The following is a 21905-nucleotide window of genomic DNA, read 5'->3' on the forward strand; positions in this document are numbered from 1 at the left end:
TGCTCAGTGACTACTTTGGATTATTACTTTCCCCCGAACATATCAATAAAACTCACAACAAATATTAGTAGCCCTACTGAGGATGGTGATCTACAGGTCCAAACCGTGGCTGCTGCAGGGTACCATTAAACCCTGGTAATAGTGCCTGCCAATAATAATTCAGGATCAGCGGGTAATACACGTAGCCCGCTGATCTTTTTACTTTTCTGAACTTCCATCTCTTAAGAGGCTTTTCCATGAAAAAGGCACCTTTCGTTTTCCTGCTGCTTCTCCTCACGGTTCAATTCAACGGCTACACCCAGAACTTCCGGGCCGGAGCTGCCGTCCGCGTCATTACCCCGGACCCACTGCTGCCGGTTTCCGGCGGTATAGGTACCCCTCGTCCTTCTAAAGAAAAAAAGGGTGACCTGTTCGTTCGCGCTCTGGTCCTGGAAAACGGAGGTACCCGCATTGCTATCGTCGGCATTGATAACCTGGGTTGGCCTTCGGCCCTGGGGAATCAGTCACGGGCTTTGGTGAAAGGTATTGCCCCGGAAAATATTCTCATTGGCGCTACCCACACCCACAGCGGACCCGACGCCTACGGTTTCCCGGATGAGCAGGGCAAATCGCTCGCGGACCTCAAGTACCTGAACTGGTGCGTGAAGCAGGTCGCCGAGGCCATCAACGAAGCCGTAGCTAAACTGGAACCCGCCGCTTTGAAAGTGGCGATGGGTGAAGCTAAAGGAAAAATTGCCTACAACTACTACGCCCCCGAACTCTACGACCCCCGCTGTGGAGTACTGCAGGCGGTGGTCAGGGAAGGTACCCGAAAAGGGAAGACCATTGCGACCCTTGTCAACTACGCGGTACATCCCGAAGTTATAGGGGCGGGTCGGGGAATTCTGAGTCCGGATTTGTGCGGCCCGTTGTATGACCGTATTGAAAAGCAGGCAGGTGGCGTAGCCATGTTCATGAACGGCGCGCAAGGTGGTATGGTAACGGCCGATACCCGCCGGGAGGGCGGCACCGAGGCCAATACCTGGGAGGAGTGTATCCGCATTGGTGAGCTACTGGCCGACGAAGCCCTGCGTATTGTCAGTGATGCGGAGGTACTTCCAGATCCGGCCGTTTACAACTCGGCCCGAAAAATTGAATTCCCGATTGAGTCGGACATCATGAAGTATATCCTCAAAAATTCTCCCCTGAAGTACGAAATGTCTACCACTGATAAGGCTGTTACGCAACTCAATCTGCTCAACATTGGTCCCGCTCAAATCCTGACCATCCCCGGCGAAGCTTTGCCCAATATTGGCTACTACCTCAAGCGGAATATGCCCACCAGGTACCCGTTTTTGTTTGGCCTCACCAACGACGCCTTCGGGTACATGCTGACCAAGGTCGACTACAATAGTTTCAAACGGTATGATTATATTAGTAAGACTAGCCTGGGTGAAATGACCGGTGAAGTGTACATGGAACAGGCTCTGAAAATCATTCGGGAAAGTCCGGCCCCGGTACCAGCCGGAATCAGCAAAAAATAAGTACCCTAGTTTACAACCACGAATAACTATTTGTATGAAAATGAAATCCAAAGACATTTCTATTTTAAGTTTTCTGTTTTTAGTACTACTCCGGCTGTCCGCGCTGGCGCAGAGTTGGGTTACCCCCGAAACGGCCCTGAAAAGCTACCTGAACAACGGGGACAACTCGTTTAAATGGGAGCTTAAGGACCAGTTTGCCGCCGGAGAGGTAACGGGTTATAATCTGCTGGTAACTTCCCAGAAATGGCGGAATATTACCTGGAAGCATCAGTTGACGATTCTGGTACCGAAAGAAAATAACTTTGACGGAGCGTTGCTTTTTGTTACCGGGGGTTCTAATAAAAACGAAGAACCCAACTGGAGTAAGCAGGATAAGATGTGGGCCCCGCTGGCCAAAATTGCTTCTGATAATAAGGCTATTGTAGCCCTTTTAAAACAAACTCCCAATCAGCCCCTATATGGTGACCTGACCGAAGATGCTCTTATTTCCTACACGCTGCACCAGTTCAAGCAGGACGGGGATTATAGCTGGCCGTTGCTTTTTCCCATGGTAAAAAGTGCGGTGCGGGCCATGGACGCCGTTCAGCAGTTTTCAAAGCAAACCCTGAAACATGACCTGAACCGGTTTGTCATTTCGGGTGCTTCCAAGCGCGGCTGGACTACCTGGCTATCGGGAGCGGTGGACGACAACCGGGTAAAGGCCATCGCGCCCATGGTAATTGATGTACTGAATATGCCCGTAAACCTGGAATACCAGCTCACTACTTATGGTACTTACAGCGAACAAATTGACGATTATGTAAAGCTGGGGATTCCGCAGAGTGCCAAAACAGAGCAGGGCCGGGCCATCAATACCATGATTGACCCCTACTCCTACCGCGCCAAACTTACCATGCCCAAGCTGATTTTTATGGGTACCAACGACGAGTACTGGACCATTGATGCCATCAAGCATTACTACGACGACATTCCGGGTAAGAACATGATTCATTACGTACCTAACGCCGGGCACGATTTGGGCGGAGGAAAGCAGGCATTTGAAGCACTCAGCGCTTTTTTTGGTACTACGCTGCAAAATAAAAACTATCCGGTAGCTACCTGGAAGACCGCATCCGGTAAAAATGGAATTACCCTGGACATTAAGGCTGATAAAAAAGATCTGGTCGAGGTACTTGTGTGGTCGGCCAACTCTACCGACAGGGATTTCCGGAATGAAACCTGGACTTCCCAAAGTTTGGGAGCCGGAAACAACGCTCCCTTACAGATAGAGCAAGCTTATCCGGAAAACGGGTATCGCGCTTTTTATGTAGATTTAAAATACAAAAGTCCAGCTGGTGGTACCTATACCGTCAGCACCCGCGCCTTTCTGACTGACCCGAAAAAGGTAATTTAATATAAAAAGGAAATTTCAGGTGTGCCGGTAACGGGGAGTACTTATCCAAATTGGATAGGTACTCCCCGTTTTTAAGTAATTGTTACGTAAGATAATCATTAATTAATTTTGAACAGACTAGTCCATTTTCCTACTTTGGAAGTATCCTCTTAAACAACTGATTTTCAAAACTCAGACCGCTATGTTCCTGTATCAGAACACTTCCTGACCAAACGGGGGATTCAGAGGTACCCACACACCAAATTCATTCCATTTAACTATATAGTTATCATGACAACTTCACTAAACAAAAGCTATGAATTATAACTCTATTAATCGAACAGTCCGGCATTTACTCCTGATGACGCTGGCCGTGGTGCTGAGTGTATCAGCAGCCTGGGCGCAAACAAGAGTCGTCACCGGAAAGGTAACTTCCAGGGAAGACGGCACCGGTATGCCCGGAATCAACGTGGTATTAAAAGGTACTCAAAAGGGAACCAGTACCAATGCCTCGGGTGATTATTCTATTGAAGTAAGTGGAAACAATCCCGTACTGGTTTTTTCTTTTGTGGGTTACAATGTAGAAGAAGTACCGGTGAACGGCCGAAGCACTATTGATGTTAGCGTAACACCGAGCGCAGAAAATCTCCAGGAGGTAGTGGTTACCGCGCTGGGTATCCAAAGGGAAAAAAGGTCGCTTGGGTACTCAGTAGGTACGGTTGCTGGCCAGGAGCTTACCAATGTGCCCCAGGAAAACGTCCTGAATGCCCTATCAGGTCGGGTGGCCGGTGTCCAGATTAACCAGACGAGTGGGCCGGGTTCTTCGGTAAGTGTTATTATCCGGGGGGCTACCTCCCTCAGCAGCGACAACCAGCCGTTGTTTGTAATTGACGGCGTACCCGTTGCCAACAGCCTGAACAACCTGCGCCAAATGGGCGACCGGAATAATGTTGACTACGGTAATGCCATTTCGGATATTAACCCCGAAGACATTGAAAGTGTATCGGTGCTGAAAGGGCCGAGTGCCGCGGCGCTTTACGGCTCGCGGGCCGGTAACGGGGTTATTCTGATTACGACTAAGTCAGGTAAAAAAGGAAGAGGATTTGGGGTTTCCTTCTCTACCAGTAACGTCTTTGAAAAGCCTTACCGCTACCTGGACTTCCACTATAAATACGCAAATGGTAACCGGAACGCACGCCTGGATGAAACCTCGGCTTACTGGGCTGGTCCCGAGCTGGACAAAGGTATTACTGCCGTGCAATGGAATAGCCCTTTGGATGCCAACGGCAACAAAATACCGACCGAACTGCGCTCCTACCCGGACAATATGAAGAATTTCCTGGAAACAGGTATTACGTCCACCAACAACCTGGCCATATCGGGTTCCAGCGATAAAGCCACCTACCGGATTTCCTACAACCTGATGAAGAACAACGGCCCAATCCCGAATTCGGATCTGAGCCGGAATGGTTTGTCAGCTACGGGTACCTACGAGATTCATAAAAATCTGAAGCTGAACACTAACCTGAATTTTGTACGGTCTCAGTCAGACAACCGTCCTTCTACGGCCAACCGGGGCGCCAACCCACTGGAAGCCGTTTACCAGTGGTCGCACGTCGATATCCGGGAATTGAAAGAGTACTGGCTGCCGGGAGCTGAGCATATTAAGCAACGCTCTCCAACCAACGATAACAACCCTTACTTCCTGGCCTACGGAATTAACAACGGCTTTAACCGCGACCGCGCGTATGGCAACATAAAGTTGGACTGGACCATACTTCCTCAGCTTACCGCTTTTGCCCGCGTTTCGCACGATGTATTCATGGAAAGCCGCGAAACCAAGATACCCTGGAGTTACAGCCGCGTGAGAAACGGGGGGTACTATATGCAGGATCTTTCCAGGCAAGAAACCAACTCCGACTTTCTGGTAACGTACACAACCAAAGCGAGTGATTTTGATATCAGCGTGTCGGGTGGTGGTAATATCATGAATCAGCGCTATAAAGACTCAAACTTTGGCGGAAGTACCCTCACGGTACCTGGTCTTTATCGGGTGGCTAATATTCCCATGGGAGCCTTGTCGGTCAGTAATTTTGCCAGTCAGAAAGCGATTTACAGCGCCTATGGTATGGCTTCCATCGGCTTCCGGAATATGCTGTATCTGGACCTGACCGCCCGGAACGACTGGTCAAGTACCCTGCCCGCTTCCAACCGCTCCTATTTTTATCCGTCGGCCTCCCTGAGCTGGCTGGCTAATTATACATTTAACCTCCCGGCCAGTATTTCCCTGCTCAAATTCAGAGCGGGTTGGGCGCAGGTTGGTAATGATACCGATCCTTACCGGCTTACCCCGACCTTACAAACCGGAGCCTGGGGTACCCAGATTACCACGGGGGTACCCAATACACTGCTCAACTCCAACCTGAAACCAGAAATCGCGACTTCTCAGGAAGTAGGAATTGACCTTAATCTGTTTGAGAATCGCCTGCGTTTTGAAGGTACCTACTACTACGTTGAAAATAAAAACCAGATCCTGGGCATAACCACGGCCGGTTCTTCGGGCTTTAACAGCAAGCTAATCAATGCCGGATTGCTGGCGAGCCGCGGCTGGGAGTTAAACCTGGGTGGTACGCCAATCCGGGACAAAAACGGCTGGAACCTGGATATTAACATGAACTTTACCCGGAACCGCACTACTATTAAGCAACTGGCCCCCGGAATGGAGTTTTACCAGCTGTGGGATGATAACAACGGAGGTGCATTTACCTACGTAGGTGAAGAAATTGGTAATATTTACAGCCGCGGATTCGCGCATGTGAAAGACCCCAGTTCGCCCTACTACCGCTGGCCCATCCTGAGTAATAACGGAAGTTGGATTGCCGTTAATGATCGTGATGCCCGCGTGAAGGTGGGTAATTTCAATCCTAAATTTATCATGGGAATGCAGACCTCCCTCTCCTACAAACGCTTCAATGTTACCGCTAGCTTTGACTGGAGAATGGGTGGTAACTTCCAGTCGTATACCTATCGGTACGGAGAGTCTGACTGGAAGTCGCAGCGGCAAATTAATAACCTGATTCCGGGTAATCTGTCCGAAGCAGAACTGGCCGCCTTATTAAAATCTGATCCGGAAAAATACATCATTCCTCAAAACGGAAACTTCCCCCGCGTAGGTGGCTACACCGCTGCCAGTGGTGGCTTAGGGCCTGATGGCGACGGTGCCTTTGTACCGGGCGTTATTCTTCAGGCTGATGGTACCTACAAGGAACATTTGGGAGGGCCAGGTACCAACATCTACCCGATTTCTAATACTTATGCCTGGAGTTTTAACCAGCAAATCACTTTTGATGCTTCCTTTGTAAAGCTGAGAGAGCTGTCATTCGGATACAACCTTCCAAATCTGGGTGGCTTCCGTAATGCCAATATCTCAGTGTTTAGCCGCAACCTGATTCTCTGGACCGCCGCCCAAATTGGTATTGACCCTGAGCGGGCCTTCCAGGCAGACAACGGACGTTTCCGTCAGGGAATCGAATTACAGAACGTGATGCCCTGGATGATTCCGGTTGGATTTAAATTGAGCTTCAATTTGTAATTCACAACATTAAAATCCTGAAACAATGAATATGTTAAAAATAATTTCAAAATCACTTCTGGCGCTTTCTGTAGTAGTTGCCTCTTCGTGCAGCGACAAGCTCTCAGAAATAAATGAGAATCCGAACGGGATTGACCCGGCCACGGCCAATCCCAACATGGTAATGCCCGAGGTAATGTCCGCTGCCGCCAGAAACTACCTGGAACTGGGTTACGGGGATATTGGCGGGGTAGTGCAGCACATCCAGCACGACGGCTGGTTTGATGGCGTCAATCACTACAACTGGGGACCGCAGGACTGGAGCGGATGGTATGGTATACTCCGTAACAACGAGTTCCTGTACCGCCGGGCCGTAGCGCTGGACTACAAATTTCATCAGGGCGTAGCCCTTACCATGCGTTCATTCCTTTATGGGACGATCACTGACCTGTGGGGCGACGCTCCCTATACCGAAGGGGTTCGGGGCGACGAATCGGACGCATTATTGAAGCCAAAGTTTGACAGTCAGGAGGTTATTTATAAAGGAGTTATTCAGGACCTCAAGGCGGCTTCGGCGTTATTCGCAACGGGTGATAACACCGGCTACATTGCCGGGTACGACGTCTATTACAACGGCAATGCCCAGCAATGGCAGAAATTTGCCAATACATTGCTGCTGCGGTACTACATGCGGGTTTCGGCCAAAATGCCCGCCGAAGCTAAGGCTGGAATTGAAAGCATTTATAGTTCCGGGGTATACATGAAAAGCCCGACTGATGATGCCGTTATGAACTATATAGGTGCTACCTCTGCCAATTCATGGCCGGGAGCAACGGCTTTTGACCAGGAGCAATCCAATTTCAGAAGAAAAAAACCGGCCGAAGCACTGGTGACCAGCCTGCTTAAAACCGAAGATCCCCGCCTTAAAGTATGGCTTGCGCCGGTCCATGTTCAATGGGTGGCCGACCCTACCCTGCCTACGGCGGTGGACCAGTTTATCCGGAAGGACGGCGTAATACAGCAGGGTGTAAAGTACCTGACCGATGTGGTGCTTAACGCCGAGAAAAAGAAGGGCCATAAGTTTACCCGGCATTTTAACCCAACCTTGTACACAGGTACCCTCAATACCAGCGAGTACGTAGGTGTACCTGCCGGATTAATACAACCTGACTACTTTAACAACAATCCAACCCCGGGTCAGACGGTCCAAAACCAACACGTTTCGCAACTATCGGATGTGTACCGGGGTAGCAGCGGAGGCTTGTTGAAGGCCAGACTGGCTTCCTCGGCCGAAGCGGCCTTTATCCTGGCCGAAGCGGCGCTGAAAGGCTGGTCGGTAGGAAGTGCCGAATCGCACTACAATAACGGTATCAAAAACTCGCTGGAAACCTGGGGTGTAGGCGGTCAGTATGCAACTTTTATTACCAAACCGGGCGTGGCTTTTAATAATACGCTGGCGCAGGTTATAGAGCAGAAATGGATAGCCAGCTGGACTGCTGCAACCGAAGCCTGGTTTGACTATCGTAGAACGGGCTTACCATCCTTGAAAGCCGGCGAAGCCTCCGCAGAGCCGGTTCTGCCCCTGCGTTTTATCTATGGAGATAATGAGATGAACTTTAATGCGTCCAACATTGACCAGGCCATAAACCTGCTCGAAGCAACTCCACATTCAAAACTGAGGGGCAAAAACAGCCAATGGTCTAAACCGTGGATTGTGCAGGGTACCGGTAAACCCTGGTAGTCAGTTCTTTTAGATCCATTTAATGATTATCCCGGGGGCGGAATGTGGATTCCGCCCCTACCTTTTTAAATACCTGCTCAATTATTATCCGTGGTTAAAATTTACACTATGCGTTGGTCAACTACCTCCCTTCTACTTTGTTTTGCCAGCCTGCTTACGCCCCTTTTTGGGATGGCCCAAACCGCTGCTTCCCCTCAGGATTTGGACCGGGCCCGGGAGTTAGATCTGGACGTAAAACTGATGTTCCCCTCACCCGTTCCCGACCGGATCATTTTGAATCTGACGGCTAATCCAGAAACTTCGGTGGCAGTCAACTGGCGAACGGATACGACCATTCGGCAGGGGATTGTAGAAGTAGCGCTGGCTACGGATGGTACCCAGTTTACCAAAGAGCTCAGAAAGATTACCGCAAAAATGGAGTACCTGCGGGTAATGCACGATAAGGAACCCGTCGTAAGCGCCCATTACCACTCCGCCGTTATGGATGGTCTGTCGCCCGGTCAGGTGTATGTGTACCGCGTCGGCAGTGAGAACCAGTGGAGTGAGTGGTTTCAGTTTCAGATGCCGGATAACAAAAAAGGCCGCGCCCTTTCCTTTCTGTACTTTGGCGATGCCCAGAACGATGTAAAGTCGCACTGGTCGCGGGTAATTCGGGAAGCGTATAAAAAAATGCCTTCGGTGGATTTCATGCTGCACGCCGGCGACCTCATTAACCGCCACGACCACGACATTGAATGGGGTGAATGGTTTCAGGCCGGTTCTTTCATTCACGCCTCGGTACCCAGCGTCATGACCCCCGGTAACCACGAATATCGGAACGTAAAGCTTTCACCCCACTGGCGCCCCCAGTACAATTTACCCATGAACGGCCCCGGTGGCCTGGAAGAAACCTGCTATCAACTCAACTACCATGACATGAAGGTAATTTCGCTGGATGCTGAGCAGATCGACGAGTCGCCCTACTTCGCCGAAAAGCAAGCCCGGTGGCTGGATTCTATTCTGGTTAATGACCCGCGTAAGTGGACAGTACTGACCATCCATTACCCCTTTTATTCTACCAAGGCCAATCGGGATAACGAAGAACTCCGGTCACGGTTCAAGCCGATTCTGGATAAACATAAGGTGGACATTGTCCTGCAGGGACACGACCATGCGTACGGCCGGGGCATGGTAAGCAATTTGCCCAGCGGTCAGAACCTGCGGGCTCAAACCTCGGGTACCATGTATGTCGTGTCCGTTTCGGGGCCCAAGATGTATGACCTGTCCGAAGACCCCTGGATGTTCCGGAAGGCCGGCAATAGTCAGATGTTCCAAATAATTACCATTCAGGATAACCAGCTCCTTTATCACGCCTATACCGCCAAGGGAGAACTGTATGATTCGTTTATCCTGGAAAAAAAGGAGGGAAAGCCCAATAAACTGATTGATAAAATTCCCAATACTCCCGAGAAAAGGTGAGTCTGGAAGCTAACTAAGTACCCGCCTTGGGATCGGCCGAATGCTGGCCGAATCGTTTGTGAGCATTGGGTAGTTCATCGTGGGTATTGATGGCAATAAAGGCCAGCAGGGCTACCACAAGCCCCACCGTGACCAACCCGATGCCCCACTTTTTGGGGTGAAGTCCGTTTTCCGAAAAATTAGCCTCTACTTTATTTATCATGAGCAGGATGACCCCAAAATTCAGGAGGTACAGGTATTGCTCAATCCGGTAGGTACTTAAGAAAGCCCCCGTTATCAGGAGGCTGAACACGATATACAGGACGAAGTGCCCCAGAAAAAAGGCCTTAATCGCTGAATGACTGTACACCACCGTACCCAAAGGCCTGGACCAGTAGTACTTATTTATCCAGAAAACAGCCAGAACCAAAATTAACAAAAGGGTTACCCATTGCACCAGCCCTACAATCGTTTCGGAACCTCCGATAGTAACAAAAGTTTCGGTGAGGCGCTCGATACCAAAGGATTGATCCCATACGATAAACGGGATTACCACGGCTAGTAGTAGCAGGGGGAACAAAGTACCGTTTCGGGTGGCTTCACCTTCCGGCTCTTCCCAAAGTGAGGTGAAAGTACCGTAGGCCATTCCGGCTCCGCCAAAAAATCCAAGGGAGTACTCCATTAAGTTCCAGAAGTTGAATTCAATACCCGAAACCTGCCCCAGTACCTGCAGAAAATTCCCGAAGGCAAAACCGAAACCTCCGCCCAGCCCCGCAAATACCGCCACGCGCAGGGCCGCATAGTACCGATTGCGTACCAGGTACCAGGTTAAGGCGGCCGCTGCTCCCATACAGGCCGCCCACAGTTCCGAACGCGGAGGTGTCATGAGCCAGCCAAATTGTTCAATCAGGAAAAAGTAGAACAGGAGTGCCCCGACTGTCATCTCCACTATAAGGCTGGACCAGCTTACTCCTCTTCCCCTCGTTCCGTCGGACAGGGCAAGTCCAAATAAACCGCCTCCCAGAAAGCCGTACAAGCCGCCAATCACAAAAAGCATCAGGAACCCATAGTACACGTTTACAAACTCTGCGTCCCGCCCGTAGCCAACTATTATACCGTAACTCATAATGCCGCCAATTCCCCAACCCAAAGCACCGGCAAGGGTTGCTTTGAAGGCCCGGTTGTACCAGTCCTGCCGCCTGGCCAGTAGCAGCACACTAAGAGAACCAATTGCTCCCGCCCAGGCCGCGCCCTGCTCGTGACCGAACTGTCCCCGGATGGCCCAGGCCGTACCCAATGATAAACCTGCCAGTACCATAGCCGACAGGGGTAGTTTACTTTTCATGACAGAAGAGGTTTATCCGATTTTTAGTTGGAGGAAGGTTTAGGAATAGTGATTGCGGGCTATCCACCATACTACTTACCTCGCTATCAAACAGGCTATTCCTTTAAATCTTTCCTCCTAAAATAGCCTGAATCGCAAAATTCCAAGTACTTAAAAGGAGTAGTATTGTCCACGAACTTCTTACTTTTAGTAAAAAGAAATCAGATTTATGAATCCTCAAACGGACCTGGTTCCTCTGGCTATTCATGGCGGGGCGAAGACAGTAACCACCCATTTTCCCTGGCCTGTTTTTGATGAAAGTGACGTACAGGCGGTAACCCAGGTCGTGCAAAGCGGGGCCTGGGGCAATCCCGACTGCAAAGGGGAAGTAGAAGCCTTTGAACAAGCCTTTGCGGCCTACTGTGGGACCAGATACGCCGTCAGTTGTGTCAATGGCTCCGTGTCGCTGCGACTGGCGCTGATAGCCTGCGGAGTAAAGCCGGGTGATGAAGTGATTGTACCACCTTATACTTTCATTGCCACGGCGTCCACGGTGATTGAGGCAAACTGCGTTCCGGTTTTCGTGGACATTGATCCGGCTACCTATAATATTGACCCCAAGGCCATTGAAGCAGCCATAACCGAAAGAACGCGGGTCATTATTCCCGTCCATTTTGGAGGACAGGCCTGCGATATGGATGCAATCATGGCCCTTGCGCGCCGACATAACCTGCGGGTCATTGAAGATGCGGCCCACGCCCACGGAGCGGAATATCAGGGTCGGAAGCTGGGCTCAATCGGGGATGTGGGCAGTTTTAGCTTTCAGTCCTCCAAGAACCTCACCAGCGGCGAGGGCGGCATAGTCGTAACCAACGACGAGGCACTGTACCGGCAGATGGATTCGCTGCGTAATGTAGGGAGAATTGAAGGAGGGCAGTGGTATGACCATTATTACCCGGGTTGCAACTACCGCATTACCCAAATGCAGGCGGTACTTCTTTCCCGGCAACTCAAACGGCTGGAGGAGCAAACCCAACTTAGGAATAGAAACGGGCTGTACCTCAACGACCTGCTTCAACCCATTGAAGGCATTACTCCCCTGGAGCGTGGTTTGGGCGAAACCTTACACTCTTACCACCTGTATATTTTCAAATATAGTTCGTCAAAGTTCGGTGGTGTTCCCAAGAACCGGTTCGTTGACATGCTGGCGGCCGAAGGAGTACCTTGTTTCCGGGGCTACCCGCACCCTTTGTACCGGCAGCCCCTGTTTCAACAAAAAAACTTTATGTGCTACGCCATTCCCGAGACCGTTGACTATACCCAGGTACACTGCCCGGTAGCCGAGCGGGCCTGCCAAGAAGAGGCGGTCTGGATACTTCAGCACGCGATGTTGGGTACCCGTGAGGACATGGAGGCCTTTGCCCGGGCCATTGTCAAAATCCAACGCTCTGTTTCCTGACTATTCTTTATTGGTTTAATGACCCTATTTTTTAGTTTTAACTACCCCCATGATTAGCCATAAACCCTTCTTAACCAACTTACTTCTTTCCTTTGCGCTTTTGGTGTCCCTATTTCTTTCCGGATGCACGAGCGGAGTCCGGGTAGAAGAACGGACCCTGAGCGAAAACTGGACGATTGCCTCCACAAAAGAGGTGAATGAAAGCGTACAACAACTTTCTGCCGACAATTTCTCCCCTGCTAATTGGGTTAAAGCCGCCGTTCCGACCACGGTCCTGGGTGCACTCGTGGAGGCGGGAATCCACAAAGACCCTTTCTTTGGTAAAAATCTGGAAGCCATTCCCCGCGCACCCTTTGAAAACCCCTGGTGGTTTCGGACAACCTTTGAGGTGGATGGATTTAACTACGACCAGGAGCAGCTACGCCTGCTCGTGGACGGTATCAATTACCGAGCTGACTTCTGGCTCAATGGTCAGCAGATTGCCTCTCAGGATTCACTTTATGGCGCTTTTCGTCAATTTGAACTAGATATAAGCGGGGTTACCAAAACGGGAAAGAACACGCTGCTGGTGAAGGTATATCCGCCGCAGGTGCGCGATTTTTACATGGGCTTTGTGGACTGGGCCCCTACCCCACCCGACCACTACATGGGTATTTACCGGGAAATTCGCCTGAAACGAACCGGCAAGGTTTCCATGACTACTCCTTTTGTCCAATCGGATCTGGACCCACAAAAACTAACGGAAGCTACGCTGACAGTAAGTACCGAACTCATCAACCATAGCGATGCTGCCAGAACGGTAGTCGTGAAAGGTACTCTGGAGAATAGTACCCTCCAAAAAGAAGTTACCCTGGCCCCCCACCAAAAAACCGAAGTCGGGTTTAGTCCGGAAGAATTTGAGCAGCTCCGGATCAATAATCCCCGGCTCTGGTGGCCCAACGGACTGGGTAACCCCGAACTGTATACCATTCAGCTTGAACTATCGGAGGAAGGTACCCTCCTGGACCAGCATCAAACCCGATTTGGTATCCGGAAAATAGAAACCTACCTGAACGACAAAGGCGTAAGAGGCTATAAAGTAAACGGCCGGGAAGTACTCATAAAAAGCGGAGGTTGGGTTGATGACCTTTTTCTGCGCTATATGCCCGAAAAAGATGCCGCCCAGATTCGCTACGTCAAAGAAATGAACCTGAACTCCCTGCGCTTTGAAGGATTTTGGGGCAACAACCAACATATTTATGACCTCTGCGACGAAAACGGAATCCTGCTGATGGTGGGCTGGAGCTGTCAGTGGGAATGGCCCGATTACCTCGGTCTGGAACTCAACATAAAGCCCGGTGACGAAAACCTGCCCATTAACGAAGGGGTGGACCTATACGCGGTAAAACTGACTCCGTCCGAAGAAACCCTCCTGTCTGACTACTTCCGGGACCAGGTCAAGTGGTTGCGCAATCATCCGAGCATCTTCACCTGGGCGGGTGGCAGCGACGCCATGCCCAAACCCGGCCTGGAAAAGAGGTACCTCGAAACGCTAAGAAAATACGACCCTACCCGACCGTTCCTGGTGTCAGCGGGAGATTTTAAAAGTGAAGTAACGGGTAGTTCCGGCATGAAGATGAACGGCCCCTACGAGTACGTTCCGCCCGTGTACTGGTACGAAGATAAAAAACTGGGTGGTGCCTTTGGGTTTAACTCCGAAACCGGACCCGGCCCGCAGGTACCTCCGCTCGAAAGTATCCGGAAAATGATACCCGAGGCCGACCTGTGGCCACCCGACAATAGTCAGTGGAATTACCACTCGGGCCGGAAGGACTTTAACAGTATAGGGGTGTACCTAACCGCCCTGAACAACAAGTACGGTACCCCCAAAAACCTGGAAGAATTAGCCCTGAAAGCGCAGCTGATGAACTACGAAGCCATTCGGCCTATGTTCGAGGCTTTTGTGGTCAATCGGCCTGCCGCTACCGGAGTAGTACAGTGGATGCTTAACTCACCCTGGCCGGAGTTTTACTGGCAGCTTTACGACTACTACCTCATGCCCACGGGCGCCTACTACGGTACCAAAAAAGCTGGACAACCCCGTAACCTGATTTATGACTACCACCACCACACCATTCACGTAAGCAATGACACCCGCGAGCCTATTTCGAATTTTAGAGCGGAGATCCAGCTATTGGACCAGCAATCCAGGGTGGTCATGAGAAAGGACACGGTACTTCGGGTTGGCGAAAATAAGGTACTTGAGCTAATGCAGCTTCCCGCTCTCACCGGTGCGCAGCAAGTGTACTTTCTGGATTTGAAATTAAAGGACGAAGCCGGTAATGCAGTAGCCGAAAACTTCTATTGGCTGGCTTCCCGACCCGACCTGCTAGACTGGTCGAAGTACTTCTGGTACTATACCCCACAGAAACAATACGCTGACTTCACGGCCCTGAATACTTTACCACGGGTACCAGTACAGGCCGAAAAGAAAGTTGTCCGACACGAGGACGAATACGAAGTAGCTGTCACGCTAAAGAATCCTTCGGATAAGGTGGCCTTCTTTGTGGAACTTGAACTGGCTCAGGGGCCGGACGGTTCGGCGGTACTACCCGTTTTCTGGTCGGATAATTACGTGTCACTACTACCCGGTGAAAGCAAAACCCTGACGGTACGGTGCAGCTCAAAGAACACAGATCAAAAGGGGCTGGCGGTCCGGGTCAAAGGATACAACCTGCAGAAGCCCCTACTCCTGTAAATGGAAAGGTACTTCGCAGTAAAAAAAGAATAGTCTGCGACTACAGCTCCCGTATTTTGATATTCCGGAAGGAGGCTTCGTCGCCGTGGTCCTGCAGGAGCAGGTACCCCTCCCCCATTCCAAAACCTTCTACATCTTTGAACTTACTTCCCGCTTTTGCTTTCATAAATTGGGCACTTCCCCGCTGGTACTCCACCACTTTGGTACCATTTAGCCAGTGCTCAACCTCATTTCCCTTTACCACTATTCTTCCCGTGTTCCACTGGCCCGCTGGTTTCAGTTTCCGGGACGAAGGCGCCACCATTTCGTACAGGCTGGCGGTTCGGCGTTTATCATCTTTGTCGTTGGCAATATCCTTATTTCCTGTATCGTCAATGAGCTGGTACTCGGGCCCCAGTAAGGCCCCATCCGGGTATTTCCTGACCGCATATTTTAATCCCGTATTAGCACCCGGTGCCAGCTTGAACTCAAACTGGAGGTCAAAATCAGCGTATTGCTTTTTGGAAATAATATCACCGCCGCGCTTTGATTTATCTCCGCCCTTATTGACGGTCAGGGTATTGTCAGCCACAACCCAGCCCTGCTCCGGAAATTGTCTGTACCGGGTACTGACCCACTGGTCGGTGTTTTTTCCGTCAAAAAGCCAGGTCCATTTCTCCTGGAGGATTTCCGAAGGCGGTACTGCCGCGGGAGAAGGTAACAGGATGCTGAGTAGCGCCAGACAGGCAATAAATGGTTGCATTGATTTGGGGTCTAAGGTTATATTAGGTACTTCGAAAAATGTGAGCTCGGAAACTACTTCCCGGCCAGGTACTTGTTACGGTACTCAATGGGATTACAGCCCTTTACCTGCCTGAATTGCCGGGCGATATTCTTGCTGTCGTTGAGGCCCATATCCAACGCAATTTCAAAAACTGTTTGATCCGTGTCCAGCAATTTCTGCGTGAATTTCTCAATCCGGAGATTAAAGATGTACTTATAAATGGGGTAACCCGTAATATCCTGAAACCGCTTTTCGAGAGAACGCCGGGAAAGAGGTACTTGTTTTACTACGTCATCTACGTTGAGATTTTTCTCAATATTCTGGTGAATGTACTTCAACGATGACGCAATGTGGTGGTCATGGGTCGCGTAAATGTCGGTTGACTGCCGTGTTATTACCTGCGTGGGTTTTACGACTATATCCTGGTACTCCGATATGCCGTTTCGAATCATGTAATCGAGCAATCGGGCGGCGTCGTAACCACCCTTTTCGGCATCCAGACCAATACTGGACAGCGGCGGGTCCGACAGTTCACAAAGCATGACGTCATTGTCTACCCCCAGTACTGCAACCTCCTCGGGGATTCTGATGCCTGAAAGCCGGCAGGCTTCGGTGATATGCTGTCCCTGATTATCGTCGCAGGCCATGAGGGCGACCGGCTTGGGTAGCGATTTCAGCCATTGACCCAGTGAACTGGGCTTGTAGTACCACAGCTCACTCGAGCGGTCCATCCGGTTTTCAAAATAATGTACCTGGTACCCGGCTCGTTGTATCCGGCTCTCAAACCCCTCCGACCGTTCCCTTGACCATACAATATCACTAAAACCGTAGTAGGCAAAATTGGTAAAACCCTTCTTCAGAAAGTAGTCTGCCGCCATAACTCCAGTTTCGTGGTAGGCACCTGTTATGTTGGGAATATCGGTAAAGCGTTCCTTAAAATCCTGCGCAATTACCGGTATTCCCGCCTGTACGAAGTTTTGAATATCTTTATCGTTGTAGAGCTGCCCGATGATACCGTCGGCTTCCCACTCAAGGGCCCAGTGCAGAATACCGTCTATACCAAGCGTTTCGCGGTGAAAAAGGGGCATCCGGCAAAAGATCCAGGGACCGTACTCACTGGAGTACTTACTAATTCCTTTCAGGAGCTCCTTACTGTATTCTTCCGCAAAATCAATAAGCAGTATAATCTTGTACATGCTTCAAAGCTATTTGCATACTAAATAACCAGGAAGAATTTTTCTACTTAAAAAGGTCTTTAAAACTACTTACCGTAGCGTTATTGATCAGGGGTTTGGCCCAGAACCCGATGCTCAGAATATAACCCAGCGTTACCAGATTAAACAACATGGCCATCCTAAGACCGACCAGTTCGCCCAGTCCCCCGATGATGAGGGGAACTATGGCTCCACCGGCAATACCCGAGCACAAAATTCCGGAGAAGGTACCGTGGTGGTGGGGCACCGAATTCAGAGCTAGCGAGACAATTATGGACCACATGACCGAGGCAAAAAAACCGGTGATGGGGAAGGCATAAATGGCCGCATCCCTGGAACCAAACAAGGCCACGAGCAGCGCCAGCACCGCACCAGCGGTAAAAAACATAAGTACTCGTCGGCTGTCAATGAATTTAAGAAGTACCAGCCCCAGCACGCAGCCAATGGTGAGCAGCCCCCAGAAGTAGGACATAACGCTGGCACCGGTAGTTGCCGGATCTACCCCGTGGTAGGTTTGCAAAAACTGGGAAGTCCAGTTGGCAATGCCCTGCTCGGTACCCACGTAGGAGAAAATTCCCAGAAAGAAGAACAGTACCATCCGGTTGGACAACAACTCCCGGAAGGCCTCGCCGGTACCCATTCGTTCATCGTCCCGAAGATCCACCACCGGGAACTTCACCAGCTTTATAACTACCACCATCAGAAACGCTACCAGCGCAAATACCCAATAGAGCGACACCCACTTAAGGTCAGCCGGTACCAATTGGTTGAACAGGCTGATGAGAGAAGACCTATTTTCTGAGTGTACATTACGCACCAGGTAGCTGTACAACAAAGGGCTGAGAAAAGAAGCAGCACCAAAAAATAGCTGCGCCAATACCGAGTTAAATGCGAAATGCTCCTCTCCTCCCGCGACCCGTAGCAAGGGATTGATCACGACCTGTAGCATGGCCATACCAACACCAATGAGGAAGAGCGAAAACAGCGCGACCCGGAAACCAGGTACCAGGGCAAAAAGCAGGGCCCCGGCAAAAGCCAGCACGAACGCCCAAAAAAGAATTTTTTTCTCCCGGTACTTTTCCACCAGAATACCCGATGGAATGGACATGAGGCCGTAGGCGACAAAGAAGGCAAAAGGCAGGAACCCGGCTAAACCGATACTCAGTTGAAAACTATCGACAATATCCGGAATAATGGGACCTAAAATGTTACTTAAAAAGGAAATGACAAAGAATATGATGAATATTAATCCGACAAGCAGGGAGTTCCTTTTCATGTGAACATTTAAAAGTGATAAAGAAGGGTTTGGGTTGAATCTTTTGTAAAAATAGGGCTGGAGCTGCAATTTACATGTAGACCTGAGAAAGTAGCAGGATTATCTGGTTTCCAAAAAACTCAGGTACTTGACTCTGCCTTGACCTTTATAGGTTGGCCTATTTGCTGATGAACCAGCGCAGCGGCTCCCAGCAGGGTAATTCCGTCGTTTTGGGAAGGTACAATTTTCAATTTCTTTAGAGACTGCGGATAGGCGAAATCGTCCAGGCTGCGCAGCATGGAATACCGGAAAAATTCGTAGCCTTTGGCGATGGAACCACCTAAAACAATTATTTCCGGATCGTAAGTATAGAGAATGGTTTTTACGGCGAAGCCGAGGTGCTTACCAAATTCATCCCAGATTTCAAATGCCTTCCGGTTACCGCGCAAGGCGGCCTGGTACGTTTCCAGCGCCGTTGTGCCATAGGTGTTTTCAAAGAAACCACTACAAACATAGTACTCTATGTTGTTGTCCAGGTAGGGCAGCATCCCAATTTCCCCGGCGCCACAATTATGGCCCATGTATAGCTCGTTGTTGGTAATCAGTCCCGAGCCCAGGCCGGTTCCCATGGCAATTCCTACTACTGAACTATACCCTTTGGCCAGCCCAAAGCGGTGTTCGCCCAGGGTAAAGCAGTTTACATCGTTATTGATGTACACCGGTAGGCCAAACTCCTCTTCCAGAATGTCCTTGAGTTCTACTTTTTCCCAGGATGGAATATTGACGACGTTATAAACAATGCCCTGAGAAATATCGACCACCGAAGGTACTCCAATACCAATTCCCGTCACCGGAAACTCCGTCAGGGGCCGGATCAGTTCAATAAGCTGGTTTAAGGTTGCCGACAGTGAGTCTTTGTTCTGTAAGGTTACGCTGCTGTGTCGGGATAGTGAGCCTCCTATCTCGATACCTGCCCGGATGTTTGTTCCCCCTACGTCTACACCTATGGTCATATCTGAATATATTGGTTAATGCCGTTGTATTAGTTCCTTCAAAGTTTTCGATAGATGTACTTCCGGGATTTCATATTTGTCAAAATTGTTCTTTCCGAATTTGCATCCTTTCAGTCACAATCGCAGACTACTAATACTGAATGGCTTATACAGAAATCCAGCCACTAAGTACTTGTACAATCCAAACAGGCCATTTTGACCCTTTTGAATTTTACCCTGAATCCTGATTTAGGTTTTCCCTTCCTCCAGCTTCGTAGCTGAGTACCCGTTTTTTAGTAGGTATACCCAAAAGCAAAAGGAATGTACTATCGGTTGGTGAGGATTTCTTTGGCCGGTACTACCGCCGTCCGGCTGGATTTGCCCGCGGCATCAAAACTTTTCAATTTTATGGTACCTGCTACTTTTACTGGTTCCGCGTAACGGACCGATTCGACGGTAGGCTCAGTACCATCGGTAGTATACCTGATAATCAGCCCCGGAAAGGCAACATTCGCCCTAAGTACCCCTCCTTCTACGACCGCTCCCGGCTGGGGCAACCAGTAAGTATACCCCCCGTTGAACCGGCTCAGCCGGGGCAGTTCTTTTTGGGCAACTGTATTGGCAAAAATTGTCCACTGCTTCTGTATTTTCTGCTCCCGTACACGGGGACTTATACTGGTTTCCCAATCTTTTTCCGGAGACCAGGCGCTTTCGGCAAAGCCCAGGAGCTTTGGTAACAGGTAGTACTCCATCATCTCCCGCCCCTTTATGGTTTCACTCCACAGCTGTGCTTCCAGGCCGATTATATTCTTCCGGGCTTCGGGTTTAAGGCTGGTCCAGCCCGGAGGTACCTGGGCCGTATTGAGCGGTTTACCCATGTTGGTAGTGAAGGTAGTTTTGTACATTTCATAAGGGGCAAAGGTCCAGGCCTTGCGGGTATCGACAAATCCGGCCCAGTACAGTCCCGGCTCACGGGGATCGTTGGAATAAGCCAGGTCAAAGTAGAAGTTGGAAACATTACAAAGCACCACCTGGTACCCGGCATTAGCCAGGCGGTAGCCCAGGTCCGGGTAGTCGAACATGTTGTTCCAGATGTAGGGTACTACCTTGCGCCCCACAAACTCGGCATTGGGTGCCATGGTACCATCCGGCTCCTTCCTGAGGACTGCCTCCTCCCATACATGCACGGTCAGGTTACGTTTTTCCAGTCTTTTGAGCAACTCCCGAAAAAAATGCGTCTGTAGGTTTTTGGGATCTTTGATATCCGGTAGCTGTTTCAGGAGCTGGCTGGCCTGGGGTGACCGGGTCCAGGCTCCTTCGGGTACCTCATCACCCCCGGCGTGGATCACATCCATCTTAAGTCCGGCTTCCTGGTACATCTCCGCGATTTCGTCCACTACTTTTTCGTAAAACCGGTAGGTTGACTCACTCGCCACGTTTACCACGTTATCCTTGTAGCCCTGCGCCGATAGGTACTCCGATTGGTCTTCCGGATCAACCAGCCGGTACTCATTTGCCTCCTGCTCGTTTCCGGCCTTCATCAGCCGGTGGTACCGGGCCTCCATGGCCTTGATGGCAGCCCGAGCGTGTCCCGGAAAATTAAGCTCCGGTATTACTTTGATATGCCGCTCCCGGGCGTATTTCAATATTTCAACAAAATCCTGGCGACTGTAGTACCCGCCGCCATACCTGCCTTGCTCATTGGCAAAAGGTCCCGAGCCGTAGGCCGGGTGCAGGACCGGGTCCCGCCAGTCGGCCGTATGTTTCCGCTGGGCGCCTACCTCGGTCAATTCGGGCAAACCATCTATCTCAAGCCGCCAGCCTTCGTCTTCGGTGGTATAAAACAGGAAGTGATTGATTTTGTAAAAAGCCAGTAAATCCAAGACCCGAAGAATGGACTCTTTGGTCTGAAAATTACGGCTCACATCCAGATGCAGGCTACGAAAAGGGAAGCGGGGAACATCCTCTACCCGTACAAATTTCAGGGGAATGGGCCGGGTATCGTCCCGGATATGTTCATTGGGTATCAGGGCGAGGAGGCTTTGAACGCCGTAAAATGCCCCCGCCGGATCATTGGCCGTAATGGAGATTCCGGACTCACCAATCTGTAAGCGGTAAGCTTCCTCCTTTCTCCCGTTGATGAGAACCTCTCCCGACCGGAGGTAGATACCAGTTTGGGCTACGGGTTGGGTATCACTCAGCCGAAAATTGGCACCGGTAACCGAACGTAGTTTGTCGCGCAGAAACCGAGCTTCGCTTTCGAAATCCTTTTCGTAGTGAATGGTCAACCGTCGGTCCAGGGGAAAAGTGCGGGTACCCTGCACCACCCGCACCGGCGACGGAATAATGGGTAAAAGCGAGTCAGCGGGCAGCAGGCTCATGCCCAGGTTGTCGCGGTAGGTTTGCGCCGGCGAAGGCAGCGGCTCCTCATCATCCACGCTGCGGCGTACCTGTTCGGTTCGGGTAAAGGGCCGGATGGAATAATCATCCACCTGCACGATTTGCTCCTTTTTCCCA

Annotated in this window: 13 protein-coding genes; 7 read left to right on the top strand and 6 right to left on the bottom strand. The window is 50.5% G+C overall.

Annotated features, from left to right (window positions below; genetic code table 11):
• Positions 1-236: 236 nt before the first annotated feature.
• From VGN67_RS21625 to VGN67_RS21645, 5 genes are all read left to right on the top strand, one after another.
• Entirely contained in the window at positions 237-1523 is a 1287-nt protein-coding gene (locus tag VGN67_RS21625) for a hypothetical protein (RefSeq protein ID WP_327489055.1), read from the top strand.
• Between the two features lie 34 nt (positions 1524-1557).
• Entirely contained in the window at positions 1558-2916 is a 1359-nt protein-coding gene (locus VGN67_RS21630; protein WP_327489057.1) for a PhoPQ-activated pathogenicity-related family protein, read from the top strand.
• Positions 2917-3211: 295 nt separating this feature from the next.
• On the top strand, positions 3212-6487 hold the full coding sequence (locus VGN67_RS21635) for a SusC/RagA family TonB-linked outer membrane protein (RefSeq protein ID WP_414717357.1): 3276 nt from the start codon (positions 3212-3214) through the stop codon (positions 6485-6487).
• Positions 6488-6518: 31 nt separating this feature from the next.
• Entirely contained in the window at positions 6519-8207 is a 1689-nt protein-coding gene (locus VGN67_RS21640) for a SusD/RagB family nutrient-binding outer membrane lipoprotein (RefSeq protein ID WP_327489059.1), read from the top strand.
• A gap of 108 nt (positions 8208-8315) precedes the next feature.
• Entirely contained in the window at positions 8316-9665 is a 1350-nt protein-coding gene (locus tag VGN67_RS21645) for a metallophosphoesterase family protein (protein WP_327489061.1), read from the top strand.
• 13 nt (positions 9666-9678) lie between these two features.
• Here the strand turns inward: VGN67_RS21645 and VGN67_RS21650 are convergent, their stop codons facing one another.
• Positions 9679-10989 carry a hypothetical protein gene (locus tag VGN67_RS21650; RefSeq protein ID WP_327489063.1) on the bottom strand — a complete coding sequence of 437 codons (1311 nt, stop codon included), beginning with the start codon at positions 10987-10989 and terminating at the stop codon, positions 9679-9681.
• Between the two features lie 208 nt (positions 10990-11197).
• Here VGN67_RS21650 and VGN67_RS21655 point away from each other — a divergent pair, with 208 nt between their 5' ends.
• Both VGN67_RS21655 and VGN67_RS21660 read left to right on the top strand, forming a co-directional pair.
• Complete coding sequence (locus VGN67_RS21655; protein ID WP_327489065.1) at positions 11198-12427, top strand: DegT/DnrJ/EryC1/StrS family aminotransferase; 1230 nt, start codon at positions 11198-11200, stop codon at positions 12425-12427.
• A gap of 49 nt (positions 12428-12476) precedes the next feature.
• Complete coding sequence (locus tag VGN67_RS21660; RefSeq protein ID WP_327489067.1) at positions 12477-15164, top strand: glycosyl hydrolase 2 galactose-binding domain-containing protein; 2688 nt, start codon at positions 12477-12479, stop codon at positions 15162-15164.
• Between the two features lie 40 nt (positions 15165-15204).
• Here the strand turns inward: VGN67_RS21660 and VGN67_RS21665 are convergent, their stop codons facing one another.
• The 5 genes from VGN67_RS21665 to VGN67_RS21685 form a co-directional block, all read right to left on the bottom strand.
• Positions 15205-15906, bottom strand: coding sequence for a DUF1080 domain-containing protein (locus VGN67_RS21665; RefSeq protein WP_327489069.1), 702 nt, complete (start codon positions 15904-15906; stop codon positions 15205-15207).
• A gap of 53 nt (positions 15907-15959) precedes the next feature.
• Positions 15960-17123, bottom strand: coding sequence for a DNA-binding transcriptional regulator (locus tag VGN67_RS21670; protein WP_327489071.1), 1164 nt, complete (start codon positions 17121-17123; stop codon positions 15960-15962).
• 43 nt (positions 17124-17166) lie between these two features.
• Entirely contained in the window at positions 17167-18417 is a 1251-nt protein-coding gene (locus VGN67_RS21675) for an MFS transporter (RefSeq protein WP_327489073.1), read from the bottom strand.
• 119 nt (positions 18418-18536) lie between these two features.
• Positions 18537-19409 carry an ROK family protein gene (locus VGN67_RS21680; protein ID WP_327489075.1) on the bottom strand — a complete coding sequence of 291 codons (873 nt, stop codon included), beginning with the start codon at positions 19407-19409 and terminating at the stop codon, positions 18537-18539.
• A gap of 305 nt (positions 19410-19714) precedes the next feature.
• A partial coding sequence (locus tag VGN67_RS21685; RefSeq protein ID WP_327489077.1) for a beta-N-acetylhexosaminidase occupies positions 19715-21905 on the bottom strand: 2191 nt, incomplete at its 5' end.

The organism is Telluribacter sp. (assembly GCF_035998675.1).
GTDB lineage: Bacteria > Bacteroidota > Bacteroidia > Cytophagales > Spirosomataceae > Telluribacter.